This is a genomic window from Streptococcus mitis, assembly GCF_946188695.1.
In the GTDB taxonomy this organism is placed as follows: Bacteria; Bacillota; Bacilli; order Lactobacillales; family Streptococcaceae; genus Streptococcus; species Streptococcus mitis_DF.
In genome coordinates, this window is sequence record NZ_CAMHWI010000031.1 from 1 (window position 1) to 11,131 (window position 11,131).

The following is an 11,131-nucleotide window of genomic DNA, read 5'->3' on the forward strand; positions in this document are numbered from 1 at the left end:
TCAAAAAAGAAAGGACGAAATTTGTCCTTTCTCGAGCTTAGCTTTTCATCAACCCACTACAGTTGACAAAGAGCCGATCTTTGAAGGACAAGAAAGCCACGCTATCTCCATCTATCATATAAATCAAGCGATTTTCTGCATCAATGCGACGTGACCAGGCTCCTTGGTAGTCATACTTGAGTGGTTCTGGTTTACCAATTCCTGTAAATGGATCACGTTGAATATCCTTGATTAGTTTATTGATTCTTTTGAGTGTTTTCTTATCTTGGTTTTGCCAATAGCAATAATCCACCCAAGCATCCTCTGTAAACTTGAGCAGCATTCCTCACTCCTCAATCACATGGACCTGAGTGCTTCCAGCACGAACTTGAGCCATTCCTCGCAAAACCTTATCAGAAAGTTCCTTGTTTTGAGCAATTCTCAAAGTTTCCTGAATACTATCCCACTCGCTCTTTGAAAGAACTACAATGTCCTCATCTGGATTTTTATTGACCACCGTCAAAGGCTCAAATTCATCATTGACCTTCTTCATGTAGTCTTTTAAATGATTTCGGAATGTTGAGTAAAGAACTGCTTCCATAACCATACCTCGTTTTACCTCTTTTCCACTATTATACACGAAAAGAAAGAAATTGTCAGAAACTTGTACAAGATTTTCTTTTCCATCTATTTATACTCAATGAAAATCAAAGAGCAAACTAGGAAACTAGCCGCAGGCTGTACTTGAGTACAACAAGGCGATGTTGACGTGGTTTGAAGAGATTTTCGAAGAGTATTATTAGTAAAAATTCTCAAAAAGCCTACCTTTCAGTAGACTTAGTTTGTTTCTATTCTAATCGGCACTCTTCCAAAATTCTGCTCTGCTATACTTGGATTTCCTAGTTGGTAAATTCGGTCTGCTTTTTGGGTCATGGTATCCCATGGTTCTTTACCAATTCGGCTGACTAAATTGACCTGCCCTTTCAGAGACTTGAGATGTTGCCTGCCTTTTTCGGTAAAGCCAAGAACATGAATCCCTTCTGGCAAGTCGCTTTCTCTAGCCTGAACCAAGATATAGGTCAAGAGGCGTCTGACACGCGCCTTAGTATAACGCTTGGTCGCAATCATCTCGACTAATCCCTCTACAGATTGGGCTGTCTTAACGGCCTCCTTGATGCGCACAGCCATTTCTTGATTGACCTGATAGATGGTTGTTAGGTCTGGATTTGACAAGATTTGATAGCGGAGCAAAGGGAAATAGTCTTCCCAGCTCGCCTTACTCGCCTGCTCAAAGAGGCCAACAGAAGGCATAAATCGTTCTAAGAAATCTTGGTCCTTCTGGTGCTGACGCAGAGCTGTCGCCGAGGCGTAGTCCACATCCTTATCCACAGAATGATAGCCCGCCCCCTGACGCTGAATCGGATGCAACTTGATGTTTCGTCCCGCAACTGCCTTGGCATAAGCCAGAGCAAGAACATGATTGGGCGTATTTCCTGAAAAATCAAGACCAGCAAATTCCTTCCACATAGCCTGGGTTTTCTGGGGATAAGAAAGAGAATCAGGCAGATTTTCCACAAATTTCTCCATCTCAGTACCTTGCTCTGTGTATAAGTCAGCAATTTTCTGGTAATCCATAGCTTCTTCTGTCCCAAAGGATAGAGTATCAATGCCCAAGCGAGCCAAGATATCCACAGCTCCTTGGCCAAAAAAATCCGCAGCCTGAACACTGACTAAAAAGGGCAATTCCACTACCAAATCTGCGCCATTTTCCAGAGCCATCTGGGCTCGTGTCCACTTATCCACGATAGCAGGCTCTCCACGCTGCATGAAATTCCCTGACATAGCAACGATTTTCAGTCCCTCAGCCTGATTTAGCAGGTATTTATGTCCATTATGAAAGGGATTAAACTCCGCGATAATACCTGTGATGGTCATGATAATCTCCTACTTCTGCGCGACAAAAAACCAACGGGTGCTAGTTTCTGTAGGCTCTTTGTCCTCAAAGTCCGCAAAGAGTTTGAAAGACTTGAATCCAGCCTGTTCCAACAAGATATCATAGGTCAAGACCTCATAGGTCCGCTCCTCATGCACTTCATCGTGGCGACTAAAGGAACCATCCGCTTCCTTGATAAAGAAGGTCAGCTCATGCACGATGGAGTGAGGTGCCTCATCCTCATAGGTGTCCCAGAGCATGGCGAAGTCTTCCGCATTTTCATGATAAGAATAGCCAGGAAAAACCTCATCTGTCTGATAGGTCGAATGTACATCAAAGATAAAGACTCCGTCTTCATTAAGCGCATTGTATACTTCCTTAAAGACGTCCCCTACTTCCACCTCATCCTGCATGTAGCAGATAGAGTCCGAATAACAAGTGACAAAGTCGTATCTACCTGCCTTCGACAAATCCAGCATATTGCCTTCAATAAAGTCAATCTTTTGCTTGGCTGAAGCAGCTCTCTTCTCAGCAATCTTCAACATATCCGCGCTCAAGTCAAGTCCAGTCACATCAAAACCTGCCTGAGAAAATCGCACAGACTGGATACCTGTCCCACAAGCCAATTCTAAGAGTTTTTTTCTCTCCTTGGTCTTAGGCAAATGACGCAGAGAAAAATCCGTCCATTTATCATATAAACTATCATCCATCACAGCATCGTAAACAGCCGCAAAGGTTTCATAAGTTGCCATAATCATGATACCAAGAGCCTCCATGGCAAACACCACTCGCCCTATACCTTTCTATCCAATTTTCTAAAATAAGCAAATAAAACCCAGTTGACTACAACTGAGTTCGTCTTCTAAGCAAGAGCTTCTGAAATATCTACTGACTCTGCCTCATGCCATAGCTTCTCTAGGTTATAGTGCGCACGCATTTCTTCTGAGAAGATATGCACAACGACAGCACCGAGGTCTAGTAAAACCCAGCCTCCAGTTGCATCGCCTTCGATATGACTTCCTTTAAAGCCTGCTTGAGCTACTTTTTCACGGATATTATCAGCGATAGCGTCCAACTGACGGCTATTCATCGAGCTAGTGATAACAAAGTAGTCCGTCACGCTGGTCAAATCTTGTACATCAAGTGCGAGAATATCCTCCGCACGTTTCTCATCAGCCGCTTTCACGACTAGTTCTAGTAATTCTTTTTCGTTCATTTAGTCCTCTTTCTAGAAAATATGTTTGTAATCTAGGACATCTGCAAAGCGCCCCTCCCAAATGCCCTCATAAAATTCATTTATCGTTTCTGCTGGAATGTCTTTCCCATCAAACGTTGTGCAAGTTCCTTCTGGAATAATAAGCTGATAGCCATATTCAAAAGCAACCTTGACAGAGGTATCCACACAATATTCTGTCTGCATACCACATAAAACTAATTTTTCAATCCCCTGTTTATCCAAGTATTCTTTTAAACCAGTTTCTTTGAAAATACTGTTATACTTCTTCTGAAAGACCTTTTCATTAGGTTTTCGACTTAAAAGCTCAGATAACTGCCAATCTTCTGATGTTTGAGCTTCAGCGTTCTCAATATGTTGAACATAAATAATTTCGATATTCTTGCTTCTAGCCTGGTTTTGTAAATAAGAAATTTTGTCCAATAGACTATTTGTCTGAAAACCGGTTTCCACTAAAATATTCTGAACATCAATGATTATAAAAGCCGATTTCATTTAGTCCTCTTTCAAATAGTGCACAAAGGCGTTATAGGTTTCAAGGGTTTGGGGATAGATGGGGAATCTCTGATGAGCTAGATGCTCCACAGTACGAGCTGTTTCGTAGGCCACTGCCTTATTGAGCGATAGCTCAGCAATTTCACGCGCCACATCCACACCTGGAAAGGCACGATTGTGCTCGATATAGTCTGCAACGTAGATGACTTTTTCTAAGTCAGTCATCTGAGCAGCTCCGACTGTGTGGATTTCAATGGCTCGCAGAATTTCTGGATCATGCAAATCCAAATCTTCCTGAATCTTGTAGATGCCAACCATACCATGCCAGACATTATTGCCCCAGTTTTTGAGGTCAGGTTCTAGCTGATAACGGTCAATCAAGTCCAGAAATTCCTGATCTGACAACTTTTTAGCATAGTCATGAAGAAGGCCTGCTAATCCTGCTTTCTCGGCATCTACTCCAAATCGCTGGGCTAGTTCTATGGCTGCACGTTCCACACCCAAGCAATGGGTTAGACGTTTTTCAGGTAGAAGCTCTGCCATTTTTTCCAACAAAGCCTCACGGGAGCAGTTGATATAGTCTTGGTATGCCATCAGTAAAGCCCCTCCTTCTCGATGTAGTCTAGCACAGGCTGAGGTAGGAGAAAGTTGGGTTTCCGACCTTGGGCAAGGAACTCACGCACCATGCTGGACGAGATGTCCATGAGAGGCACATCCACCCAGATAACGGGATAGGAAGTCCCTGCCTTGTAGCGTGGACGCTGAACCCCTACAAACTGAACCATGTCAACCAGCTCATCAATTCGGTACCACTTAGGCAGATAGTCCACCATATCAGCCCCGATAATGAAGTAGTAATCCGTATCTGGATGTTGCTCTGTCAAGATTTTCATGGTGTCGTAGGTGTAGGAAATACCCTTACGCTCCAACTCAATAGTTTCAATGTCCAGACCTTCAATCCCCTCTATCGCCAATTCAAGCATTTTGAGACGGTGGTGCTCAGGGATGGTTTCCTTTTTGTCTACGTGAGGAGGTTGGTATTCAGGCATGAGCAAGACTTGATCAAGTCCCAACTGTTGTCGTACTTGGTCCGCAACGATCAGATGGGCATTGTGAACAGGGTTAAAATTCCCCCCTAAAATCCCAACTTGTTTGCGTTTTTTCTCCTTGATTTCTGGCTCCAACTCTACCTTGGTAAAGGGAGTCAATAGTTCGATTGCCATAGGCTAGTCTCCTTTATTTCTCTGTAAAAACAGTTATTTGGAGTAGTTTTTTTAGATTTCTTTGACTTTTTTAGAAATCTTGCGATTTTCTTTCTTGCTGGATTGCTTAAACAAAATCAAGATGCGTCCGATTTTTTGAACAGTATCTACACCGATTTCTTCTTCCAAGATTTCAGCTACTTCGTGGATGTTTTCATCAGTATTCTGCAAGAGCGTTACTTTAATCAATTCACGAGCGTCAAGAGCTTGACGGACGCTTGTTTTGATTTGGTCGTTGAGACCATTTTTTCCAATTTGGATGATAGGTTTGAGGGTGTGTGCCTGGCTGTTGAGGAAGGCACGTTGTTTTGATGTTAATGACATAATTTTCTTAAAAGAGTTTCTTTTTATACTTTTCTGAAGTGGTGACGGACGTCAGCAAAGTCCTTCGGACTTTCATGACTAAAATTTGAGCCTAAGGTCTCAAATTTTCCGCAATTGGTACAATCACTTGTACCAACTGACACCACAGCGAAAAGTATTCGTTATGGGCTCGCAAGGCTCGCCCGAATTTAGACAACTCTTTCCTTTCTGTGTTTAAATAATTGCTTTTCGTGTGACGACGGCGACTCCTTCTGGTGCCCAGACTGCGACTTTTGCTGTGCCTGTTACGCGAATCCAGCCTAAGCCTGAGATGACTAGGTCTGTCTTGTCCTTGATGGTAAATACATGTTGAACTAATTTTGGAAAATCTTCTTTTTCCTTACTATTTGGTGGTGTTAAAAGCGTTCCGACGTGCTTATCGTAAAAGGCACCAGCGCCTTCAAGCTTGGTACGGTGGAGTTTGAGTTCATTGTCAAAGAAGGCTGTGAAACCTTGTTTTTCTCCTGAAATGAAGTCAAATCGTCCCAGGCCACCTAGAAACAGGGTTTGTTCAGGATTGAGCTGATAGGTTTTAGGCTTGATTTCCTTTTTGGGGCTGACATACTTGAGGTTTTTAGCCGTCAAGTAGTGGGCCATCTGGTGGCGGTGGATAATTCCCGGCGTATCGTAGATATAAGAACCGTCATCAAGCGGAATCTCGATTTTGTCCAAGGTTGTTCCTGGGAAGCGCGACGTCGTAATGACATTCTGATCACCCGTAATTTCTTGGATAATAGCATTGATTAGAGTTGATTTTCCAACGTTGGTCACACCGACCACATAGACATCGCGGCCCTTACGGTAGTGTTCAATCTTGTCAATGACTTCCTTAATGGCATGCTTGTTTTGTGCCGAAGTTAGGACGACATCAACTGGACGGAGACCTTCTTCGTGGGCACGTTCCATGAGCCACTGGCTAATCTTACCAGGCTTAACTGACTTAGGGAGGATATCTTTTTTATTTCCTACCAAAAGGACATCATTACCTGAGACAAAACGTGGCAAGCCTGGGATGACAGAACCATTAAAATCAAAGATATCAATGACATTGACCACTAAGGCATCACTGTCTCCCACCTCGTGCAAGAGCTTGAGGAAATCATCGTCCGTCAACTGGACATCCGTGATTTCATTGTAGTGGCGGAGACGGAAACAGCGTTGGCAATAGACTTCGCCAGTTTCCAAACCTTTTTCAAGTGCCGACTGGGGGGTAAAACCAAGACCAGCCTTATCTGTCGTCTGAATGGTTGCTCCACAACCAATACAGAGAATTTCTTCCATAGTTAAATTCCTTTTTTATATGTAATTGGTCCGTACTTTTCAGTGATTTTTCGCATAACACGGCGCTCACGAGCACGGTTAATCTGTGTCTTGATCGAGTCGTGTTGAACCAAGGGCTTGACCAAAATTGAGCGAATGCCAGCACGGTGGGCTGCTCGTATATCTGTCATAAGCTGGTCGCCGACCATGACCACTTCACTTTTCTCATAGTGGAATTCCTTCATGGCACGGTCAATCCCAAATGTGAAGGGCTTCAGAGCCCAATAAACGTAATCAATTCCAAACTTCTCAACTGCACGTTGGACGCGTTTTTTAGTGTTATTTGATACCACAATGATGCGAATGCTCGCGTCCCGAAGGTCATGTAACCATTGCTTCATCTCTGGTGTCCCATCTGGGTTGTTCCAAGCTATGAGGGTATTATCCAAATCGACCAAAACAGCCTTGATTCCCTGCGCCTGCAGGCTTTGGACTGTCAAATCATAAACTGCTTCTACAGCAAAGTCTGGCATGTAGTTTTCAATCACCATTTTGGCTCCTTTTCTTTTATTTTCTAGTAATTTTCTTCAGCCATTGAGATAAGGCCACCCATAAAATCAAGCTAGTCATTAAGATATAAATCCAAGCATTTGGCTCTTCTGTAAATGGTAGAGGAACATTCATTCCGAAGAAACCTGTAATAACCGCAAGTACTGCTAGTAAGACGGAGATAATAGTCAAAATTGACAAACTATCATTCAAGTTATTGTTTAGGATGTTGTTGTAAGAAGCTGAGAGTTGTTGCAAGACTTGAGAAATCAAGTCTGTCATAGACACCAACTGATGGGCTTCAATCATGGCATCATCAAACTGCTCTCGTTCGACATCATTAAATCTCCGATAAAGAGCATGGCCCTGGATATGTTCCAAGAGGAGTCGATTTTGTTTTGCTGCTGCTGTCAAGTAAACCATACCTGTCTCCAAGTCAGAGAGGGCGAAGAGATTTTTCTTTGTTGTAGTTTGACGTAGCAAGGCACTAATTTCGTCCTTACTTTTATCCATCTCTTCAATGACAGGATAATAAGCGTTACTGATAATCTCTAAACCAGCAAAGAGAAACTTGTAAATAGAAAGCGACTCATGGCTATCCAGATAAGCTGACATCTGATCAATGACATAAGCATTCTTATGGTTGCTGATGGTAATCATTCGTTGTCTTTCGACGATAAAGGTCATCGGAATCGCTTCATAATATTCTTTGTCTTTTTCTAAATCAAGAACATTATAAATAAAGGTTACCGTCTCCGTTTCACGGTTATAATCCATATGAGCTCGTTCATTTCTATCCAGAGCATACTCAATGGTTTCCTTGTCCAATCCATAGATGTCAGAAAGATCTTCCATATTTTTAATCTTATCCACATCAAGGTCTATCCAGGTACAACCATTGCCCAACTGCTTTTCTAAAACCATCTTTTCTCCTTTATTAAACTCTTTCTATTGTACCATAAATCTGCTAAAATTTCAGGCCTGGTCTGTACGAGAGAAATTGCTGACAACGGTAATATTCCGATTGGGGACGAAGTGCAGAACCTGATCTTCTCCTCTGAGTTGTGTTGTTCGAATACCAACGCTGACGACCTTGCCCGAGACAGTAATAGGCCCATTTGTCAGAACAACCTCATCCCCCACATCCAGTTGACGTTCGAAGAGGATGAAAAAGCCATTGATAACATCAGACAGAAAACCTTGGGCTCCCATCCCAATAGCCACCCCAGCGATTCCAGCACCTGCCAGCAAACTAGAAACTGGCAAACCTAAAATCGACAAAATGCAGTAAAGCAAAAAGAAATAAAGGGTATAATTAAACACATTTTCTAACAGACGTGAGATGGTTTTCTGACGCCCGACATCGTGACGAGACATTTTTAGAGAAGGTTTAACAATTCTCTGCACCATGGCATGGAGCAATTTCTTAGCTATATAAAAGAGTAAAAATAAGAATAAAAGAGAAAGTAACTTGGTTAAGATATTCTCGATAATCGCTGTAACATCAAGCTTATTGAGATAGGTTTGAATAAATTCTTGCATAGAAAACTCCTTTCATTTATTATACCATACTTTCATAACGTATCATTCTCCATAAATATTCAAAAATAATTTCAAAAATAGACAGAAAATTCTTGATTTTAGCTCATATTTATACTATAATCATAAACATTACACAACAAAGGAGATTGTTATGAAAAAAATCATTCATGCTTGGAATAAGGCAAGCCTAATCAAACGAATTTTGATTGGTATGCTTATTGGAGGAACCCTAGGACTGACACTTCCTAACATTTCAGGAATTGGCCTTCTAGGAGATCTCTTTGTTGGTGGCCTCAAAGCCATCGCACCGATTCTGGTTTTTGCCCTCGTTGCCAATGCCCTTTCCCAACATCAAAAGGGGCAAGATAGCAATATGAAAACCGTTATCTTCCTTTACTTGGTGGGAACCTTTGCGGCTGCCCTTATCGCTGTACTAGCAAGTTTCATCGTACCTGTTGAAATTACCCTAAATAGTGCTAATACCGATATTACTCCACCAGATGGGATTGGACAGGTCCTCAGCAACCTCTTGCTCAAATTGGTTGACAATCCAGTCAATGCCCTCATTACTGCCAACTACATCGGTATCCTATCTTGGGCAGTTATTTTCGGGATTGCCATGAGAGAAGCCAGCAAAAACAGTAAAGAATTGCTGAAAACTATGGCTGATGTGACTTCTAAGATTGTCGAATGGATCATCAACCTAGCTCCATTTGGTATCCTTGGTCTTGTCTTCAAAACCATCTCTGATAAGGGAATCGGAAGCCTAGCCAACTACGGAATTTTGCTTGCCCTCTTGGTGACAACTATGTTCTTTGTGGCCTTAGTAGTCAATCCATTGATTGCCTTCCTCTTTATGAAGAGCAACCCTTATCCCCTCGTTTGGAAATGTTTGCGTGTCAGCGGTGTGACAGCCTTCTTCACTCGTAGTTCTGCGGCTAACATTCCTGTCAACATGAAGCTCTGTCACGATCTTGGACTGGATCCAGATACCTATTCTGTTTCTATCCCACTTGGTTCTACTATCAACATGGCCGGGGCAGCAATTACTATTAACGTTTTGACTCTTGCTGCAGTAAATACTCTTGGAATCCCTGTTGACTTTGCAACAGCCTTTGTCCTCAGTGTGGTAGCAGCTATCTCAGCCTGTGGTGCTTCTGGTATTGCCGGAGGTTCCCTCCTTCTTATCCCAGTTGCTTGTAGCCTTTTCGGTATTTCTAACGATATTGCCATGCAAGTTGTCGGAGTTGGATTTGTCATCGGGGTCATCCAAGACTCATGTGAAACAGCCCTTAACTCTTCTACAGACGTCCTCTTTACTGCCGTTGCCGAATACGCAGCAGCCCGTAAAAAATAGCGCATAAAGACAAGCCTGCTCAGGTCTTGTCTTTTACGCTTTTATTCTAACTTACCAGGAAATTCTTATGTCTATTAGTCAACGTACGACCAAGCTCATCTTAGCTACCTGTCTTGCCTGCCTTCTTGCTTATTTTCTCAATCTTTCGTCAGCAGTTTCGGCCGGAATTATCGCTCTCTTGAGCCTATCTGATACGCGTAGAAGTACCTTAAAACTGGCCCGCAATCGGCTCTTTTCCATGCTTCTGGCTCTGGTTATCGGGGTTTTGGCTTTTCACTTGAGCGGATTTCATATCTGGAGCCTCGGCCTCTATCTAGCACTTTATGTGCCTCTAGCCTATAAGATGGGTTGGGAAATTGGCATCACACCAAGCACTGTTTTAGTTAGCCATCTCTTGGTGCAAGAGTCAACCTCTCCAGACCTTCTAGTCAACGAATTCCTTCTCTTTGCTATCGGTACAGGATTTGCCTTGCTTGTCAATCTCTACATGCCTTCACGAGAAGAGGAAATTCATCACTACCACACATTGGTAGAAGAAAAGTTAAAAGATATCCTCCAACGCTTCAAATATTATTTATCCAGAGGGGATGGACGCAACCGAGCACAACTGGTTGAAGAATTAGACACCCTTTTGGAAGAAGCACTCAGACTGGTCTATTTGGATCACTCAGACCACCTCTTTCACCAGACTGATTACCATATTCACTACTTTGAGATGAGACAGCGACAAAGTCGCATCCTGCGAAACATGGCCCAGCAAATCAATACCTGCCACCTAGCTGCCAGTGAGAGCCTAATTTTGGCCCAGCTCTTTTCAAAAATTGCTAGTCAACTGAGCCAGACCAATCCTGCTTCTGATTTACTAGATGAAATCGAACGCTATCTAGAAGTCTTTCGCAACCGCAGTCTACCCAAGACAAGAGAAGAATTTGAAACTCGCGCCACCCTTCTTCAACTCCTACGTGAAGCCAAAACCTTCATCCAAGTGAAAGTTGATTTTTACCAAAAATATGGACAGTAAAAAAAGAAGGCTCTATAATATTTGTAGTGGGTAACCCCCTATGGATATTATGGAGCCTTTTTTGTGTAGAAAAAAAGTCCCATATGACCTATAATGAAAAGCGATCAAACAACTCATTAGAAAGAATCATATGGAA

15 protein-coding genes are annotated in these 11,131 nt (G+C 42.6%); 2 read left to right on the forward strand and 13 right to left on the reverse strand.

Going from position 1 to position 11,131, the window contains the following annotated elements:
- Positions 1–37: 37 nt before the first annotated feature.
- From N8L33_RS09650 to N8L33_RS09710, 13 genes are all read right to left on the reverse strand, one after another.
- Positions 38–322, reverse strand: coding sequence for a Txe/YoeB family addiction module toxin (locus N8L33_RS09650; protein ID WP_261059727.1), 285 nt, complete (start codon positions 320–322; stop codon positions 38–40).
- 3 nt (positions 323–325) lie between these two features.
- Complete coding sequence (locus N8L33_RS09655) at positions 326–580, reverse strand: type II toxin-antitoxin system Phd/YefM family antitoxin (RefSeq protein ID WP_000388572.1); 255 nt, start codon at positions 578–580, stop codon at positions 326–328.
- A 236-nt stretch (positions 581–816) separates the two neighbouring features.
- A complete protein-coding gene (locus N8L33_RS09660; protein ID WP_261059728.1) occupies positions 817–1,914 on the reverse strand; it encodes a nucleotidyltransferase in 1,098 nt (365 codons plus the stop codon).
- 9 nt (positions 1,915–1,923) lie between these two features.
- On the reverse strand, positions 1,924–2,664 hold the full coding sequence (locus N8L33_RS09665; protein ID WP_261059733.1) for a class I SAM-dependent DNA methyltransferase: 741 nt from the start codon (positions 2,662–2,664) through the stop codon (positions 1,924–1,926).
- Positions 2,665–2,774: 110 nt separating this feature from the next.
- Positions 2,775–3,128, reverse strand: a complete 354-nt coding sequence (gene rsfS, locus N8L33_RS09670; protein ID WP_120769850.1) for a ribosome silencing factor — start codon at positions 3,126–3,128, stop codon at positions 2,775–2,777.
- 12 nt (positions 3,129–3,140) lie between these two features.
- Positions 3,141–3,641: a cysteine hydrolase family protein gene (locus tag N8L33_RS09675; protein WP_150922191.1), complete on the reverse strand. Its 501-nt coding sequence runs from the start codon at positions 3,639–3,641 to the stop codon at positions 3,141–3,143.
- Positions 3,642–4,235 (reverse strand): bis(5'-nucleosyl)-tetraphosphatase (symmetrical) YqeK, encoded by a 594-nt coding sequence (yqeK, locus tag N8L33_RS09680; protein ID WP_261059729.1) that lies wholly within the window; start codon positions 4,233–4,235, stop codon positions 3,642–3,644. It lies immediately after the preceding gene.
- On the reverse strand, positions 4,235–4,864 hold the full coding sequence (locus tag N8L33_RS09685; protein ID WP_261059730.1) for a nicotinate-nucleotide adenylyltransferase: 630 nt from the start codon (positions 4,862–4,864) through the stop codon (positions 4,235–4,237). Before N8L33_RS09685 ends, yqeK begins: the two co-directional genes overlap by 1 nt.
- 51 nt (positions 4,865–4,915) lie before the next feature.
- Complete coding sequence (gene yhbY / locus N8L33_RS09690; protein WP_000060169.1) at positions 4,916–5,227, reverse strand: ribosome assembly RNA-binding protein YhbY; 312 nt, start codon at positions 5,225–5,227, stop codon at positions 4,916–4,918.
- A 213-nt stretch (positions 5,228–5,440) separates the two neighbouring features.
- Positions 5,441–6,547: a ribosome biogenesis GTPase YqeH gene (yqeH, locus tag N8L33_RS09695; protein ID WP_219966920.1), complete on the reverse strand. Its 1,107-nt coding sequence runs from the start codon at positions 6,545–6,547 to the stop codon at positions 5,441–5,443.
- Between the two features lie 2 nt (positions 6,548–6,549).
- On the reverse strand, positions 6,550–7,077 hold the full coding sequence (locus N8L33_RS09700) for a YqeG family HAD IIIA-type phosphatase (RefSeq protein ID WP_000234222.1): 528 nt from the start codon (positions 7,075–7,077) through the stop codon (positions 6,550–6,552).
- 16 nt (positions 7,078–7,093) lie between these two features.
- On the reverse strand, positions 7,094–7,999 hold the full coding sequence (locus tag N8L33_RS09705; RefSeq protein ID WP_000242267.1) for a magnesium transporter CorA family protein: 906 nt from the start codon (positions 7,997–7,999) through the stop codon (positions 7,094–7,096).
- A gap of 51 nt (positions 8,000–8,050) precedes the next feature.
- A complete protein-coding gene (locus N8L33_RS09710; protein WP_001154852.1) occupies positions 8,051–8,617 on the reverse strand; it encodes a mechanosensitive ion channel family protein in 567 nt (188 codons plus the stop codon).
- A gap of 151 nt (positions 8,618–8,768) precedes the next feature.
- Here N8L33_RS09710 and sstT point away from each other — a divergent pair, with 151 nt between their 5' ends.
- Both sstT and N8L33_RS09720 read left to right on the forward strand, forming a co-directional pair.
- Entirely contained in the window at positions 8,769–9,974 is a 1,206-nt protein-coding gene (gene sstT / locus N8L33_RS09715) for a serine/threonine transporter SstT (protein WP_261059731.1), read from the forward strand.
- 67 nt (positions 9,975–10,041) lie between these two features.
- Positions 10,042–10,995, forward strand: a complete 954-nt coding sequence (locus tag N8L33_RS09720; RefSeq protein WP_261059732.1) for an aromatic acid exporter family protein — start codon at positions 10,042–10,044, stop codon at positions 10,993–10,995.
- The last annotated feature ends 136 nt before the right edge of the window (positions 10,996–11,131 follow it).

Coding starts and splice junctions, on each gene's coding strand:
- N8L33_RS09650 (WP_261059727.1), bottom strand. CDS start 322: ATGCTGCTCAAGTTTACAGAGGATGCTTGGGTGGATTATTGCTATTGG.
- yqeK (WP_261059729.1), bottom strand. CDS start 4,235: ATGGCATACCAAGACTATATCAACTGCTCCCGTGAGGCTTTGTTGGAA.
- N8L33_RS09665 (WP_261059733.1), bottom strand. CDS start 2,664: ATGGCAACTTATGAAACCTTTGCGGCTGTTTACGATGCTGTGATGGAT.
- N8L33_RS09710 (WP_001154852.1), bottom strand. CDS start 8,617: ATGCAAGAATTTATTCAAACCTATCTCAATAAGCTTGATGTTACAGCG.
- N8L33_RS09720 (WP_261059732.1), top strand. CDS start 10,042: ATGTCTATTAGTCAACGTACGACCAAGCTCATCTTAGCTACCTGTCTT.
- N8L33_RS09700 (WP_000234222.1), bottom strand. CDS start 7,077: ATGGTGATTGAAAACTACATGCCAGACTTTGCTGTAGAAGCAGTTTAT.
- yqeH (WP_219966920.1), bottom strand. CDS start 6,547: ATGGAAGAAATTCTCTGTATTGGTTGTGGAGCAACCATTCAGACGACA.
- rsfS (WP_120769850.1), bottom strand. CDS start 3,128: ATGAACGAAAAAGAATTACTAGAACTAGTCGTGAAAGCGGCTGATGAG.
- N8L33_RS09705 (WP_000242267.1), bottom strand. CDS start 7,999: ATGGTTTTAGAAAAGCAGTTGGGCAATGGTTGTACCTGGATAGACCTT.
- N8L33_RS09675 (WP_150922191.1), bottom strand. CDS start 3,641: ATGAAATCGGCTTTTATAATCATTGATGTTCAGAATATTTTAGTGGAA.
- N8L33_RS09685 (WP_261059730.1), bottom strand. CDS start 4,864: ATGGCAATCGAACTATTGACTCCCTTTACCAAGGTAGAGTTGGAGCCA.
- N8L33_RS09660 (WP_261059728.1), bottom strand. CDS start 1,914: ATGACCATCACAGGTATTATCGCGGAGTTTAATCCCTTTCATAATGGA.
- yhbY (WP_000060169.1), bottom strand. CDS start 5,227: ATGTCATTAACATCAAAACAACGTGCCTTCCTCAACAGCCAGGCACAC.
- N8L33_RS09655 (WP_000388572.1), bottom strand. CDS start 580: ATGGAAGCAGTTCTTTACTCAACATTCCGAAATCATTTAAAAGACTAC.
- sstT (WP_261059731.1), top strand. CDS start 8,769: ATGAAAAAAATCATTCATGCTTGGAATAAGGCAAGCCTAATCAAACGA.